14 protein-coding genes are annotated in these 15,104 nt (G+C 31.5%); 6 read left to right on the top strand and 8 right to left on the bottom strand.

Going from position 1 to position 15,104, the window contains the following annotated elements; genetic code table 11:
• From ABXT66_RS10410 to ABXT66_RS10400, 3 genes are all read right to left on the bottom strand, one after another.
• Positions 1-738: a hypothetical protein gene (locus ABXT66_RS10410; protein ID WP_443643446.1), complete on the bottom strand. Its 738-nt coding sequence runs from the start codon at positions 736-738 to the stop codon at positions 1-3.
• A gap of 99 nt (positions 739-837) precedes the next feature.
• Positions 838-2,124, bottom strand: coding sequence for an O-antigen ligase family protein (locus ABXT66_RS10405; protein ID WP_443643445.1), 1,287 nt, complete (start codon positions 2,122-2,124; stop codon positions 838-840).
• 157 nt (positions 2,125-2,281) lie between these two features.
• Positions 2,282-3,655 carry an AmpG family muropeptide MFS transporter gene (locus ABXT66_RS10400; RefSeq protein ID WP_443643444.1) on the bottom strand — a complete coding sequence of 458 codons (1,374 nt, stop codon included), beginning with the start codon at positions 3,653-3,655 and terminating at the stop codon, positions 2,282-2,284.
• A gap of 91 nt (positions 3,656-3,746) precedes the next feature.
• Between ABXT66_RS10400 and ABXT66_RS10395 the strand changes: the two genes are divergently transcribed.
• Together ABXT66_RS10395 and ABXT66_RS10390 are read left to right on the top strand one after the other, a co-directional pair.
• On the top strand, positions 3,747-4,286 hold the full coding sequence (locus ABXT66_RS10395; RefSeq protein WP_443643443.1) for a L,D-transpeptidase family protein: 540 nt from the start codon (positions 3,747-3,749) through the stop codon (positions 4,284-4,286).
• A 78-nt stretch (positions 4,287-4,364) separates the two neighbouring features.
• Complete coding sequence (locus tag ABXT66_RS10390; RefSeq protein ID WP_443643442.1) at positions 4,365-6,371, top strand: sodium-translocating pyrophosphatase; 2,007 nt, start codon at positions 4,365-4,367, stop codon at positions 6,369-6,371.
• A 36-nt stretch (positions 6,372-6,407) separates the two neighbouring features.
• On the opposite strand, the gene mmsB is transcribed toward ABXT66_RS10390, so the two are convergent.
• Both mmsB and ABXT66_RS10380 read right to left on the bottom strand, forming a co-directional pair.
• On the bottom strand, positions 6,408-7,280 hold the full coding sequence (gene mmsB / locus ABXT66_RS10385; protein WP_443643441.1) for a 3-hydroxyisobutyrate dehydrogenase: 873 nt from the start codon (positions 7,278-7,280) through the stop codon (positions 6,408-6,410).
• Complete coding sequence (locus ABXT66_RS10380) at positions 7,277-8,449, bottom strand: beta-N-acetylglucosaminidase domain-containing protein (RefSeq protein WP_443643440.1); 1,173 nt, start codon at positions 8,447-8,449, stop codon at positions 7,277-7,279. Before ABXT66_RS10380 ends, mmsB begins: the two co-directional genes overlap by 4 nt.
• Positions 8,450-8,505: 56 nt before the next feature.
• On the opposite strand from ABXT66_RS10380, the gene ABXT66_RS10375 reads away from it, so the two are divergent.
• Entirely contained in the window at positions 8,506-9,195 is a 690-nt protein-coding gene (locus tag ABXT66_RS10375; protein ID WP_443643438.1) for a PIG-L deacetylase family protein, read from the top strand.
• Here ABXT66_RS10375 and ABXT66_RS10370 read toward each other — a convergent pair.
• Positions 9,190-10,281: an anhydro-N-acetylmuramic acid kinase gene (locus ABXT66_RS10370; protein WP_443643437.1), complete on the bottom strand. Its 1,092-nt coding sequence runs from the start codon at positions 10,279-10,281 to the stop codon at positions 9,190-9,192. The two genes, ABXT66_RS10375 and ABXT66_RS10370, sit on opposite strands and share 6 nt — an antisense overlap.
• A gap of 42 nt (positions 10,282-10,323) precedes the next feature.
• Between ABXT66_RS10370 and ABXT66_RS10365 the strand changes: the two genes are divergently transcribed.
• A complete protein-coding gene (locus ABXT66_RS10365) occupies positions 10,324-11,070 on the top strand; it encodes an N-acetylmuramic acid 6-phosphate etherase (protein ID WP_443643436.1) in 747 nt (248 codons plus the stop codon).
• Here ABXT66_RS10365 and ABXT66_RS10360 read toward each other — a convergent pair.
• Positions 11,063-11,818, bottom strand: a complete 756-nt coding sequence (locus ABXT66_RS10360) for a C40 family peptidase (protein ID WP_443643435.1) — start codon at positions 11,816-11,818, stop codon at positions 11,063-11,065. The two genes, ABXT66_RS10365 and ABXT66_RS10360, sit on opposite strands and share 8 nt — an antisense overlap.
• Positions 11,815-12,219: an N-acetylmuramoyl-L-alanine amidase gene (locus tag ABXT66_RS10355; protein WP_443643434.1), complete on the bottom strand. Its 405-nt coding sequence runs from the start codon at positions 12,217-12,219 to the stop codon at positions 11,815-11,817. The genes ABXT66_RS10360 and ABXT66_RS10355 overlap by 4 nt, the downstream gene beginning before the upstream one ends.
• Positions 12,220-12,455: 236 nt before the next feature.
• On the opposite strand from ABXT66_RS10355, the gene ABXT66_RS10350 reads away from it, so the two are divergent.
• Positions 12,456-13,883 (top strand): mannose-1-phosphate guanylyltransferase/mannose-6-phosphate isomerase, encoded by a 1,428-nt coding sequence (locus tag ABXT66_RS10350; protein WP_443643433.1) that lies wholly within the window; start codon positions 12,456-12,458, stop codon positions 13,881-13,883.
• A 171-nt stretch (positions 13,884-14,054) separates the two neighbouring features.
• Positions 14,055-15,092: an NAD-dependent epimerase/dehydratase family protein gene (locus tag ABXT66_RS10345; RefSeq protein WP_443643432.1), complete on the top strand. Its 1,038-nt coding sequence runs from the start codon at positions 14,055-14,057 to the stop codon at positions 15,090-15,092.
• Positions 15,093-15,104 lie beyond the last annotated feature (12 nt).

Raw genomic sequence — 15,104 nt, 5'->3', positions numbered from 1 at the left:
TCAAGACCAGTTCTTTGAAACCCACTGAGGAGTTTTTAATTGTTTGTAAATTTTTTTATAAAATTGTGATTTTTTCACTGGCCAAATTCCTTTAATGACATCATCAGGATCGGGCTTGCCAGTAAAAGCAACAATAGATGTTTCCCTTGGAAGTTTTGCGGGCTTCCATATTCTAAATGGCCATTTTGGAAGAAGGTTATGCTTAAAGCTTTTACACCACTCGGCTGGCCAGAAATATTGTTCTTTAATTTCTGCACTTAAGAAAATTTGTTCAATCCTATATTTTTTCCAAATTTCTTCTGGATTTTTCTGAAACTTGTCAAATATATAATTATATCTCCCCACGGGAAAACGAAAGCAGCTTGTGTTGCCGATATTTTTTCCAATTTGTGTCCAGTTTTCAATCACACAATATTTGCCCGGTTTATAATCAAAAAAAGAATCAAGACCGCCTGTAATAACTAAGTCGAGATCTAGAAATAAAACATCTCCTTTTAAGTTTTCAAGGGGGTGTTGCCAAACACTAAGCTTTCTCCAAGGTGTTAATGAAATAGCCTCAGGCAAATTTATCTTGGGTAATTGTTTACATATAACATTTTTATTAATATCGATTGGGTTGTCAGTAAAACAATAAAGTTGAGTCTCTCTTTTTGTATTTCTCTCAATTGCTGCATATAATCTGTTTACAAACTCAGGTCCGTATCTTGATCCCCACTTCATACAAATAATTGTTTGCACCTCTAAACCCTCGAAAAATATTCAATTTAAAAAAAAATTTTTACCTTAAATAGCACTTAAATAATTTTTTATTTTAAATAAAGTTATGATTATAAAAAATTATTTTAAGAAACTCTTATTATTTCGCCATCCTTGATATTGAGACATAGCAAAAGCAATAGCAAACCATATAAATAAGTTATTCCATTGTCCATAGAAGCTATTAAATTGTTGAATTGGAAAAAAAAATCCTAAGGGAACGACAAAAGCGGTTGCAGCCATTGGACAGTTGAAATTTTCTTTTCTGGCTTTGTAACACGATAAAATAATTGACCCAAACATTACACAACCTAAGAATAATCCAATGATACCAGTTTCAGCAAATAATTGAACATAAAAGTTATGAGGATGGTTTCCACAGTAATTTTTACCTGGTAACCACTTTGGAAAATCCGTGTTTAATATTTTGCATGTGTTTCTTGTTCCAGAAGGTCCAATACCTTTTAAAGGTGTAACTAATCCTTGTTGAATGCCTCCTCTCCAGGCACCCCAATATGGGTTATTATCTGTTGTGTTAACTATAGGAATATCATTTACAAATTGTTTTACAAAACGATCACTCAAGTCAGGTCGATTAAAAAATACAATTAAAACTGCTATAATCTCAATCAAAACTAATAGCGAAAACATTATAAACTTTGGCTTCCAAACAATGCTGGCGAGTATCCCTCCACACGCCCGAATAAGAAAGTTAGTTCGTTCACCAGTTAAAACAGATACCCCGATTGAAAACAAACCAATAAAACCTGAAATCAGACCAGCATTACTTTTTTTACTTACTGCAATAGCCATTAAAACACAAAATAGTGGAAGTGAAACTTTAGAAATATAACCTCCGGGGACTAAATCTCCATAAGGCCATGTCAGTCGTGTCTTAGATTCTATTATTGTTTCGGCAATTAAGATTCCGCACATGATTAGCATTCCAATTAGGATAGATAATAACATGACAATTCTTATATCCCTGTCTTTAGCAAGCCAAACTTGAGCCGCAGCTGCGTAAAGTGGAAAACGTATCCAGACAAAACCTTGTTGAAACGAAAACAAAGGATCAGGGCCAGTGATTGCTGAAAATAAACCAAATATCCATAAAGCTAAAGCACTTTTAAACCAAATTTGATTTACCCAGCTCCAATCTTTTCTTTTGATACATCTAGCTAGAAAAATGAAACAAATTAAGGTTAGCCATAAGTCAGCTGGATCTCTTTCTATTAAATAAATAAATGGTCCTAACAACCAAAATAAGGTCATATATTTATCAAGTTTACTTAAACTATTGATTTTATGCCATCCAATTTTCCAAGATTCAGAAAAATTCAATTCAGGAATAGATAAGTATTTTAACATGATTAATAAATTCTTTTTTTGTATTAGTATTTAAATTGTTTATTTTTTAAAACAAGCATTAATATTGTGACTAGTAAAATTAGACAACTGAAAAGAAAAATTTGTGATATATTATAAGTCCTAACAAAGACTTATAAAGGAACAAATTTAATAATAATTATATTGCACTAATTTTTATTTTATTTTTTATAAACCATAAACAAATTAATGAAGGAATTACCATTATTGAAGTTAAAATAAAAAAAGTTCCCCAATCTCCATTTAGCCAATCTACAAGCGCTCCTGAAGACGAGGCAAGAGTTGTTCTGCCAGCAGTACCAATTGAAGCGAGCAAAGCATATTGAGTTGCAGTATAAGTCCTATCAACTAATAATGAAATAAATGCAACAAATGCTACTGTTGCAAATGCCGCTGTAATATCATCAGCAACAACAGCAATCGCAAACAATAATTCAGATTTTTTTGTCCAAGCCAAAACTGCAAATAAAAGGTTTGTTAGAGCCATTAATCCACCAGCAAGGAACATCGTCTTTACTGTTCCAGCCCTCATTGCCATTACACCACCTAATAAAGTAAAAACAACAGTTGTAATCCAACCAAGTCCTTTTGAGTAAATGGCAATCTCTCCTTTAGAAAATCCAATTTCTTTATAAAAAACAACAGACATACGCCCAAGAAATGCTTCCCCAATTTTGAATAAAAAAACAAAGCCTAATATCCCTAAAGCTATGGCAAACCCATTTTTTTTAAAAAAGCTAACTACAGGACCACCTATAGTTCCTGTGATATATGCTAAAAAGTAGGTTATAAAGTTATTAGACCCTAGTTTTCCTTCGATTATTTTATCTATTTCTTTTTGTTTTGCATGTTTATCAGTTTCTATAGGCTCATGAACAAACATCAAACCAATATTCATTAAAATTATTATAGCCCCTAGAATTAAGAAAGTTAATTGCCAGTAATTAGCAAAACCAATATTTTCAAAATATTCTGCTGTAAATAAAGCTACAACACCGCCGAGTTTATAACCAGTCCACCAACCAACTACTGCCATTGCAGCGCCAGCTGCCATAGCTTTACCTTCATTTTCATTGACTTGTTCAATTCTTAAAGCATCAACAGTTATGTCTTGTGTTGCTGAAGCTATAGCAATAATTAATCCAACAGTAATTAATAAAGCTAAGTTTTGTGTTGGGTTTATAAAACTCCAGACTATCAAACTTAGTAAAATTACAAATTGCATTAAAACTATCCATCCTCTTCTGTGGCCTAGTTTTTTTGTTAATAGAGGTATTTGAAATTTATCTATTATTGGTGCCCATAAATAATTAAATGCGTAGACCCCAAAAATTAAGCCTGCCCAACCAACAGTAGATCTGCTCAACCCTTCTTCTTTTAGCCAAAGACTTAAACTACTAGCAATCAGGACCCATGGAAAACCACTTATAGCACCAAGAAGTAAAATCCTTAACATTCTTATGTCTTTATAAACTAAAATTGACTCTATCCAGCTTTGTTTTTTTTCTATCATAATAAAAACAATTCAAAATTTATTTTAATATTACTTCTATTTTCCATAAAAATATATGTTTTTTGTTTGATCAAATTATATATAATTACGTATGCATAAAAATTGGTTAATTATAAATCTTAATAAAAAATATTTTCTAAAAGCTGGTAATAAAGTTTTTCGATGTCAAATAGGTACAGGAGGTTTTGAAAACGTAGCAAAAAAAGTAGAAGGTGATAAAACAACACCAATTGGAAAATGGCGTTTAGAAAAATTATATTATAGACCTGATAGAATTTTAAGACCAAAACCTAAGAAAAAAAATATTCTAAAAATTAACCAGATTACAAAATATTGTGGATGGTGCGATGATATTAGAAGTAAATATTACAATAAATATTTAAACATTAATAATCTTACTTCACCAAAAACTGGATTTGAAAAATTGTGGAGAGAAGATAATGCATACGACATATTTATTCAAATTTCTCATAACATAAATCCAACAATTAAAAATAAAGGAAGTGCAATTTTTGTACACTGTAGTTTTGAAGATTTCAGGTCAACAGCTGGTTGCATTGCATTAGAGAAAAGAGATTTAATTTTTCTAATTAAAAATCTTAAAAGTGATGTGTTTATTCGAATAAAATAGTAATATTTAAGAATATAAGACTTTACAGATTGCACTATTCAAATTAAAAGTTAATTTTTTTTAATAAATGAGGTTTTTATGCCATATTCTCTATTATCAGTTGCCCTTGGCCTTCTAGGCTTATTGTCTGCTTATGCAGTATATCTGAAGGTTAAGTCTTCTCCTGAAGGCGATGGTCGAGTTAAAGAAATAGGTGACGAAATTCATCTTGGTGCCATGGTTTTTATGTCTGCTGAATACAAAAGATTAGCTATTTTTTGTTTAATTTGTATTGCAGCCCTTTACTTTTCTTTAGGATGGCAAACTGCCGCTTCTTTCTTACTTGGTGCTTTGTGTTCTGGCATTGCAGGGTTTATAGGTATGTATGCTGCTACTAAAGCTAATGTTAGAACCGCTGTAGCTGCTAGAGACAAAGGTGCTGCTGAAGCTTTGAACATTGCCTTTTTTGGCGGTTCGGTTATGGGTCTTACTGTTGCAGCTATGGGCTTGTTTGGAATTGGTATTTTATTTTATTATTTTGCAGGAAATGTTGAAACTATACATGCAATTGAAGGTTTTGCAATGGGTGCATCATCTGTTGCTTTGTTTTCAAGAGTTGGAGGAGGTATTTTTACAAAAAGTGCAGATGTTGGTGCTGACCTGGTTGGAAAAGTCGAAGCTGGCATCCCAGAAGATGATCCTAGAAACCCTGCAGTAATTGCTGACAATGTTGGTGATAATGTTGGCGATGTAGCTGGTATGGGATCAGATATTTTTGAATCTTATTGTGGATCGATGATAGCCTGTATTGCCCTTGCAGCTTCGATGACAAGTGCCACAATTACAAATCTTGGTGGCAGTCAATATATGTTACAATTCATGCCTTTAGCTTTGGCATCTCTAGGCTTGATATGTTCACTATTAGGTATACTTACTGTAAAGATTTTCTCTTCTCAAAGCCCAGAAACTGCCCTTAGATATGGTACAATTGGATCTGCAGTAATATTTGTTATAGCATCATATTTCTTGATTAATTTTATGGGTGTTTCATCAGGTGTTTGGATTGCGGTACTAGTGGGATCTGTTGGTGGAATTGTTGTTGGATTAGTAACTGAATACTACACAGGTGGTAGTCCAGTAAGGAAAATAGCTAAAGATGGTGAAACTGGCCCAGCTACTGTTATGATATCTGGTTTAGCTACTGGTATGCAATCAGTTGCTATTCCAGTTTTAACAATAGTAGTAATTATCTTTATCTCAAATATTTACGCTGGATTATATGGTGTAGGTATCGCTGCAGTTGGCATGTTAAGTACTGTTGGTATTACTATGGCAATAGATGCCTATGGTCCTGTGGCAGATAATGCAGGTGGAATTGCTGAGATGTCTGAAATGGGTAAAGAAACAAGAGAAATAACAGATTCTCTAGATGAAGTTGGAAATACTACAGCAGCCATTGGTAAGGGGTTTGCAATAAGTGCAGCAGCATTAGCAGCCTTAGCCTTGATAAGCGCTTATATTGAAAAAATTTCAAGTAAGGATGAAAGTTTTGTTTTAGCTATTAATGATCCATTAGTTCTATGTGGAATGTTTTTAGGTGGTATTTTTCCTTTCTTGGTAAGTTCAATGACTATGACAGCTGTTGGTGACGCAGCTTTTGATATGATTAAAGAAGTTAGAAGACAATTTAAAGAAATACCTGGCTTATTAGAAGGTAAAGCAAAGCCTGATACAGCAAGGTGTGTTGACATAGCCACAAGAGCAGCATTACGAAAAATGATAGGACCTGGAACCCTTGCAGTTTTATCACCTGTTATTATTGGCTTTTTATTGGGCCCAAAGGCCCTTGGTGGTATGTTGGGTGGTGCACTTATATGCTGTGTTATGATGGCTCTAATGATGTCTAATGCTGGTGGTGCATGGGATAATGCAAAGAAGTTTGTAGAAAAAGGCAACTTTGGAGGCAAGGGGTCTGATGTTCATAAAGCGGCTGTAGTAGGTGACACTGTCGGTGATCCCTTAAAAGATACATCTGGTCCTTCTATGAACATTTTAATTAATGTTATGGCTATAGTAAGTTTAGTTATTGCACCATTATTAATTTAATTAACTAAATATAAATAAAGCTATTTTTTAATAGCTTTATTTATTAAAATTCACAATTGCAGAGAAATCTAGCTCACCTTTTTTATCATCAACCATTCTTTTAAAATTTTTCTGCGACTTTGTTCCAAAAGGCGCTAGAGTATTTGTGTCTTTTATAGCTTTCAATGCTATAGTGAGATCTTTAAGCATTAGATTTACTGAAAATCCAGGTTGAAAATTATTATCAGCAGGACTGTTAGGTCCTACGCCTTCAATAGGACAATATGTATTGATAGCCCAACAGTTACCAGTAGAAGTGGATAAAACATCAAACAATTTTTTTAGATCTAGGCCCAAATTTTCTCCCAGATTAAAGGCTTCTCCTACCCCTATCATTGTAGTTGCTAATAACATGTTGTTACAAGCTTTTGCTGCTTGTCCTGAACTTGCAGGCCCACATAATACAGATTTTTTACCCATAACCTCAAATAAGGGTAACATTAGGTTATAAGCTTTTTCATTTCCCCCTACGATGAAGGTTAGTGTCCCCTTTTCAGCACCACCTACACCACCTGACACAGGTGCGTCGAGTGATAAAAGATTTTTGTCACTACACATTTTGTGTAAGTCTTTAGCTGTTTGTACGTCAATAGTTGAACAATCAGTTAGTAAAGTATCTGGTTTTAACTTACCTATAATAGTTTCGAAGACTTTCTTAACAACTTCTCCATTAGGTAGCATAGTGATTATTACATCAACATCATCTGTAATATCATTTAAACTAGAAGCTTTATGTATACCATTAGGTATAAGTTTATCTATGAATTTCTCATTAATATCGTAACCAATAACCTCATAATTTGCTTGTAAAAGGTTTATAACCATTTTTGAGCCCATATTACCTAAGCCAACAAATCCAATTCTTTTCATTTTAATTCTCCTTTATTTAATTTTTTTATGACGTACTCGGATAGAGGTATGGTTTGTGTTTTTATTAATCGTTCAGAGGTTAAAATATTTAATTTAAGTTGTAAATCATGCTTTAAAATAAATAAATAAGGATACCATTCTCGTGATAAATCGCTTTTCCATTTCCATAAAAGAAAATCTATTGCTTCAATATGTGTAATATTTGCGCTTAATGTATTTGGCAAAGGGTCAGAGCCAAAATTAGGTTTAAAAAAATATTGTTTTATTTTATCAAAAATGACAGGAACTCCATGAGATCTTAGTATTTTTTTCCATTCTTTTATAAACGTGTTATTGCTTCTATTGCTAGCTACTAAGTCTAAAATTATTAAGTCTGTATTAATTAGGCCAGTTGGATTTATCATTATATTATTCAATTTCTTTCTTCCAATGAAAGGTCCTATAAAAAAACGTCTTGGGCAGTAATCATTAGCATAATAATTGTCCCACAGTACTATCTGATTACTTAAGACTTTTTTAATTTTTGAATAATTTGTTAAAGTTTTTGAAACAACATTTTTACCACAGTAAAATACTTTAATTTTTGAGTCTAATACAAAACTCAGATCTTTTAAATAATTAGGTTCATCATCAATCAATTCATCTGCGTATATTCTAGGTACGAAGTAAATATTTTTACCTAAACTTTTTGATAGCATATTAGCCAGATTGCCGTGACTAGTTCCTTCTGAAATTTTATTACCAAATTTATTTTTAAAATCTTCTGGAATGTCATCTAATAATAGTGCTATGGAATTCGCTCCATCGTCTAGTAATTGTTTTGATTTATTATAGAGTAAAGTATAATCAGAACTTTTTTTATTTTTTGTTTTATTATTGAACTTCTTGAAATCAAAGTCTAATCCAGGAGCTATGCCTGCTATAACATCTATATTATTTCTTTTACTAAATTTTGTAAAATCACGAAAATTTTTTCGCCAATCCAAATCATATTTTTTTCTCCAATTTAATCTATGATACTCATCTTCTTTAGGTGCGTAAAAATAGGTATTCATCCTATTTTTTTGGAGTGAACTAATTATAAGCTTCCTATTTTCCCAACTTAACAGATTACCATAATAACCCTCTATATAACCCGTTGTATTATTTTTATCTTTATTTTTTTTCATTTGATATTTTCATCTGTTATGGAATACCATAATATCCAAATTAGGAGAAAAATATAATGAAAATTTTAGCACTGGGAGCTCACCCTGACGATATTGAAATTTTTATGTATGGTTTAGTTTGTATTTATAAAAATGAAGGTAATCAAGTGTTTACAATGATTGCCACAGATGGTGCAAAAGGAGGCTCTCAGGAAGATGGTTTATTAACCAAGCAAAGAGCAAAGGAAACTACTGCGGGGTTAAAAGATTTATCTACACCTATTTTTTTAAATTTACCAGATAGTGAGTTAGGAGAAGACCCTATTCATCAAAAAATAATTAAAGAAAATGTCTTAAATATTATGCCAGATTTGATTATTACCCATTCGCAACTTGATTATCACGCAGATCATCGTTCATTATCACTTTTAACAAGTAATTCTGTAAGTCATTATATACCTATTTTATATTGTGATACTTTGATGGGAATAAATTTTCAGCCGAATTATTATTTCGATATAACTGATCATTTTGAAAAGAAAAAAGAAGCAATACTAAGACATAATAGTCAAAGTCCTCAAAGATTTGTAGACTTATCTAAATTGATGAATTCTTACAGAGCTGCTCAATGTAATGCACCACAAGGTAAATATGCAGAAGCATATAGTTTTTCACCATCGTTTCCTTTTACAGACATAAGAGAAATCTTACCTCCTTCTCTTAAAGTAAGACCTTTTCATATTGATAACCAAAACGGTTTTTTATAGATAATTATATAGCTTGCCTCCTGATAGAGGGCTTAAAACTCCAGTAGTAGTTGGAAAGGTGATTGGAAGGTTATAAATAGACCTCGCGGACAGATAAGCTATCAACTCAGATTCAATATAATCAAAATCAATACCTAATTTTTTTTCATTTGTAATTTTTAATCTTAATCTATCTTCTAAGCGGTTCATTAAGTGTATATTTCTATACCCCCCACCAGTAATTAAAATACTGTTAACTTTATGAGGCAAAAATTTAAAGCTAGAAACAATAGACTCAATGGTTAGCTCAGCCAAAGTAGCCATCAAATCAGCATTAGAATAAATTTTTTTTAGTAATTCATTATAAAAGTTTATAAATGAGTGCTTGTCGAGTGATTTTGGAGGTGGGGATTTAAAAAAATCATCATTAAGAAATTTTTTTATTAGTTTTTTATCTGGTATTCCTTTTGAGGCTAAAGTGCCATTTTCATCGAAGGATTTATCTGAAATAATTGACATATAATTGTCCATTAATGCATTACCTGGTCCAGTATCAAAGCCAATTAATTTATTGCCATCCCAGTAGGTTAAATTTGAAACACCACCTATATTTAAAATACAAGATGGTAGTTCTAAATTAAATTCTTTAATTATAAATTGATGATAAATTGGTGCTAATGGAGCTCCCTGTCCACCTAACTCAAGGTCTTTAGATCTAAAATCAAAAATAACATTCTTGTTAAACATCCTAGCCAATTTTGTTGGATTACCTAATTGTATGGAAATTTTTTTTTTAGGATTATGGTAGATTGTTTGACCGTGAAAACCAATTAAATCACAGCTTCGAACAATATCTAAATCTTTTAAAGCTGAATAATGTTCTTTTGTGATAAATTCATCTAAAATATTCTTTTGTTTTAAATTAATATTTATATTTTTTTTCAATTTATCATCTATAAATTTTTTAGTTTCAGAACTATATCCGTAATAAAAGTTCTTATTTAGTCTTTTTAAATCTATGCCATTAGTTCTTACCAAACTTATGTCAATACCATCCATACTGGTTCCTGTCATTAGGCCGATAATATTTAAGAAAGGATAATGCAAAATTAATTTTTACCTTTTTAATTAAATTATATAATATTAATTATGTTTAAAAATATACCTAAAACCGAACTCTTATATCACAAAAGTAAACCAATTGATCGTTTAAGTCTTTCCCATGGATTATCTCTAATGATTAAAGAGCAAAAAGATGCTGCTTTGGAAGTAAAAAGATCAATCAAGTCAATCGAGCATGCCATAGATGCTATTTATAAGCAATTAACGTTAGGCTCAACAGGTAGATTGATTTATGCTGGAGCGGGAACATCTGCTAGAATAGGTGTGCAAGATGGTGTTGAATTGTTTCCAACATTTAATTGGCCAACAGAACGTTTAGATTTTATTATTGCTGGTGGCTTTAATGCGTTATTGAAAGCCGTTGAAAATGCTGAAGATGATACATATTCAGCGGAAAAAAATGTAGAAGATAAATTGGTTTGTCATGAAGATGTCGTCATCGGTGTTGCTGCTAGTGGTAATACTCCGTTTACATGCAAAGTATTGGAAAAAGCTAAAGATCGGAATGCGCTTACTATTGCAATAAGTAATAACCCTTATGGTAAGATTTTAAAATATGGTGACCATAAAATTATTCTTAATACAAAAGCTGAAGTTATAGCAGGTTCTACTAGGCTTAAGGCTGGGACAGCCCAAAAAATATGCCTTAATGTTATTTCTTCTATGGTAATGGTTAAAATGGGGAGAGTGAAAAATGGGATGATGAATGAAATGGTTCCTACAAATGAAAAGCTTAGACTTAGAAAAAATAAATTAATTAATTTTATTAATTAAAATTCATAATTTTGATTATTGGATTGTTTTTACCCGTTCGTTCTAAAATTTTTACTAGTGGTTCTTTTGATACCTCCATATGAAAAGCATTTGCATGAACACAATAGGTTTCATCTACCATTATTCCAACATGACCCTCCCAAAAAATAACGACCCCCCTGTTGAGCTTTTCATTGTTGTGTATTATTTCTTTGCTAAGTAAGGATTGATCGATTGAGTTTCGGGGAATATTCTCACCATAAGTTTGATAAGATAGTTGAAGAAGAGCAGAACAATCTAAACCTATTGAGTTTCTTCCGCCCCAAACGTAAGGAGTTCCGAGTAATTTTTCTGCTATACTTACCCAATCATCAATTTTGTCTTCATTTTTAATTATATGTTTCTTTGGTACGTAAGCAAATTTCTGTTTTGTATTACTTTTAAGGTAAACTTTGGCCCAGATATCGTCAAAATCGCTTACATAAATTTGTGAACCTAAAGGTAAGTAATTGACACATCCTGATTTAATATCATTTTCTTTAAAAAGATATGTTCTGTTAGAAACCACTCTATGTGAAGACTTTATTGTCTCACCTAAATATTTTTTTTGGACCCAGCCGCAATAATTGTCAGTTAAAAGTTTACAATAATACCAATTTAGATATTCATCTAAAATATTTACAGTTTCTCCAAACAGACATTCTGTTTCTAAACTTGATGTTTCTTTAGGTTTAGATCTCATTGGAATAGATGGCTTAATAACATTCATAAATTTTTATCTTTACACCAAATACCTACATCAAAATTTGGACATGTTTTACTTGTGTTACCATTATCACGATGGCCTAATATTTTTGCATGAGGGTGTAAAAATTTCCATTTCCTTAAGATTTTTTCTAAGGATAAAAATTGAAGCTTGGTAAAACAGTCACGCCCTATTAAACATACACCTAAACTTATATCATTTTTACCCTTTACATGAGCGCCCACCCAATACTCTGGTCTACCATTTTCAATTTTTCCTGATCTACAAATTACTTTATGGTAACCTATACCATCCCAACCAAAATTAAGGTGCATTTTATGAATATCTAAAGCGCTTAAATCTTCTTCATTATCTGTATCAGAGCAGTGAACAACTAGTAATTTTACATTTGTGCTTATAAGCATCTATTAATCCTTTGAAATAAAGAACTATTAAATTAATAATAATAAGTTTATAGCACTACTAAAATTATAAATTCAATACTTACAATTTTAATAAGTTATTACTTTCATGATAATTTTTTAAAAATGTATGGTAAACAAAGTAGTATTTTTAATTTTAGAAAACAAATAGTTGGGTTGTTATTGATTAATTAGGCACTTCAAGATAGTGTCTTTTATAGTCCGAGGGATGTTTTTATATGACTACCATAACGCCAATATTATTAGCTGGAGGTTCAGGGACTCGTCTTTGGCCATCATCACGTAAAAGTTATCCTAAACAATTTATGCAATTAACAGCAAATGAAACATTATTTCAGCAATCAGCAAAACGCGTTTTAGGGTATGATGGTTTAAAATTTAATCCGCATATAATTGTTACTAATTCTCATTTCAGGTTTATTGTAAGGGAGCAATTGCAAGATGTTGGAATAAATCCTGGAAAAATTATAATTGAGCCTGAGCCCAAAAATACTGCACCTGCAATTATTGCAGCTACAATTTTTGCACATAAGGATAAGAATGATGCAGTTATCATTGCCACTCCTACTGACCACGTCATCAACGATACCAAAAAATTTCATCAAGTAATTAAAACCGGACTTAAAGAAGTAGAAAATGGAAAATTAGTTACCTTTGGAATAAGTCCATCATATCCTGAGACTGGATATGGGTATATTAAATTAAAAAAATCTAGTAGCCAAGGCCCATCCAAAGTATTGAAATTTATTGAAAAACCTGATTTGATGCTTGCCCAAAGAATGATCAACGAAGGCAACTATCTCTGGAATTCTGGAATTTTCATGTTTCGTGCAAAGGATATGATTAGTGCCTTTGAATTGTATGCAAAAGATATAATATCAAAAGTAGTTAAATCTGTAGATAAATCCTTAGAGGATTTGTCTTTTACAAAGCTTGATAGAGGTTACTGGAGTAATTTAAAAGAAATAAGTATAGATTATGCCATAATGGAAAAAGCAAAAAATCTAGTAGCTATTCCATATTTGTCCGGTTGGTCAGATTTAGGTAATTGGGATTCTGTTTGGCAAGAATCTAAACAAGATGATAATGGGGTCGCTTTATCCCAAAATGCACATGCAATAGATTGCAAAAATACTCTGTTGCGATCAGATACTAATAGTCAGGAAATTGTTGGTTTGGGTCTACAAGATATAGTAGCTATTTCCATGGCAGATGCGGTTTTAGTTGCTAATAAAAATAAAAGTCAAGACGTAAAAAAGGTAGTAGAATATTTAAAATCTAAAAATATTTCTCAATCAGAAATGTTTACAAAGGATTATCGTCCATGGGGATCGTTCGAAATTTTATCCAAGGGGTCAGGTTTTAAAGTTAAAAGAATTAGTGTAAAGCCAGGGGCAGCTCTAAGTTTACAAAGTCACAAACATCGCTCAGAGCATTGGGTAGTTGTTGAAGGATCAGCAGTTATTACTATTGATGAAAGTGTTAAAGTGATAGGTGCAGGACAGTCAACCTATGTCCCATTAGGCTCAATACATCGTCTAGAAAACCATGAAAATGAACTATTAACAATAATTGAGGTGCAAATAGGGGATTACTTAGGTGAAGATGATATAATTAGATATGAAGATATTTACTCCCGTAAATAAGACGAAATAAAAACATTATATATCAACATAAAATCAACTGATATGTAATAAGATAAAGTAACGGTATTTTATGCTGTTCTCATATAATTTATTGGGTTGGTTATAAGAAATATAATAAGAATTGTTATGTGATCTAATATAGTTTAAAAATATTTAAATAAGACTACTATTTTGTTAATTATAGGAGAAATTGCTATCAACAATACTGCCTTAGTTACAGGTTCATCAGGATTTATTGGTTTTCATTTAAGTAGTCTCTTGCTTTCTTGTGATTGGACGGTCATTGGCTTGGATTCTATGACTAATTATTATGATGTTAATCTTAAGAAAGCAAGACTAGCTAAATTAAATGAAAATTTGAACTTTCAAAATTACACAGGTTTAGTGCAAAATGAAAAATTATTAGAAAAAATTTTTTCTAAACATAAACCAAGTATTGTTGTACACTTGGCAGCCCAAGCTGGGGTCAGATATTCTATAGATCAACCTCTTTCTTATGTAGAATCTAATTTAATTGGAACTTTTCAAATTCTAGAAATTTCAAGAAAATATAGTCCTAAACATTTATTGATAGCGTCTACATCTTCTGTTTATGGAAGTAACAAAGAGTTTCCATTAAATGAAAATCAAAGAACTAGTACGCCAATGTCTTTTTATGCGGCAACAAAAAAATCAAACGAGATTATGGCTCATTCTTATTCGCATTTATTCAATATTCCAACCACTATATTTCGATTTTTTACTGTTTATGGACCCTGGGGTAGGCCAGATATGGCCTTATTCAAATTTACCAAAAATATTTTAGCAGACACACCAATTGATGTTTATAACAAAGGAAATATGGTTAGGGATTTTACTTATGTAAGTGATTTAGTAAAAGCAATTTTTCTCTTAATTACTAAAATTCCAAAAAAGCCAAATAGTAGAAAAGTTATTTTTAAAAATGACAGCATTTCTGATGTGGCTCCGTTCAGAGTAGTTAACATTGGAAATTCTCAACCAGTGAATTTACTTGACTACATAAAAGAATTAGAAAGAGTATTACAAAAAAACGCTAAAAAAAATTTTATGGACATGCAAGATGGTGATATTCACAAAACACATAGTAATGTTAGCCTTCTTGAAGCCCTCACTGACTTTAGTCCTAAAACTACCGTTCGCCAAGGTATAACTGAATTTGTTAAATGGTATAAAGCATATTATGTTTAATGCTTTTGTGTT

Origin of the sequence: Candidatus Levibacter sp. Uisw_134_01 (assembly GCF_047717795.1) — a bacterium.
GTDB lineage: Bacteria > Pseudomonadota > Alphaproteobacteria > Puniceispirillales > Marisalimonadaceae > Marisalimonas.
The sequence above is the reverse complement of the archived record's forward strand: the minus strand, read 5'-3'. Positions and strand labels throughout refer to the sequence as shown.

Excerpts from the sequence above, each read along its gene's own strand:
- ABXT66_RS10405 (WP_443643445.1), bottom strand. The coding sequence starts at position 2,124 with ATGTTAAAATACTTATCTATTCCTGAATTGAATTTTTCTGAATCTTGG.
- ABXT66_RS10400 (WP_443643444.1), bottom strand. The coding sequence starts at position 3,655 with ATGATAGAAAAAAAACAAAGCTGGATAGAGTCAATTTTAGTTTATAAA.
- ABXT66_RS10395 (WP_443643443.1), top strand. The coding sequence starts at position 3,747 with ATGCATAAAAATTGGTTAATTATAAATCTTAATAAAAAATATTTTCTA.
- ABXT66_RS10390 (WP_443643442.1), top strand. The coding sequence starts at position 4,365 with ATGCCATATTCTCTATTATCAGTTGCCCTTGGCCTTCTAGGCTTATTG.
- mmsB (WP_443643441.1), bottom strand. The coding sequence starts at position 7,280 with ATGAAAAGAATTGGATTTGTTGGCTTAGGTAATATGGGCTCAAAAATG.
- ABXT66_RS10380 (WP_443643440.1), bottom strand. The coding sequence starts at position 8,449 with ATGAAAAAAAATAAAGATAAAAATAATACAACGGGTTATATAGAGGGT.
- ABXT66_RS10375 (WP_443643438.1), top strand. The coding sequence starts at position 8,506 with ATGAAAATTTTAGCACTGGGAGCTCACCCTGACGATATTGAAATTTTT.
- ABXT66_RS10365 (WP_443643436.1), top strand. The coding sequence starts at position 10,324 with ATGTTTAAAAATATACCTAAAACCGAACTCTTATATCACAAAAGTAAA.
- ABXT66_RS10360 (WP_443643435.1), bottom strand. The coding sequence starts at position 11,818 with ATGAATGTTATTAAGCCATCTATTCCAATGAGATCTAAACCTAAAGAA.
- ABXT66_RS10355 (WP_443643434.1), bottom strand. The coding sequence starts at position 12,219 with ATGCTTATAAGCACAAATGTAAAATTACTAGTTGTTCACTGCTCTGAT.
- ABXT66_RS10350 (WP_443643433.1), top strand. The coding sequence starts at position 12,456 with ATGACTACCATAACGCCAATATTATTAGCTGGAGGTTCAGGGACTCGT.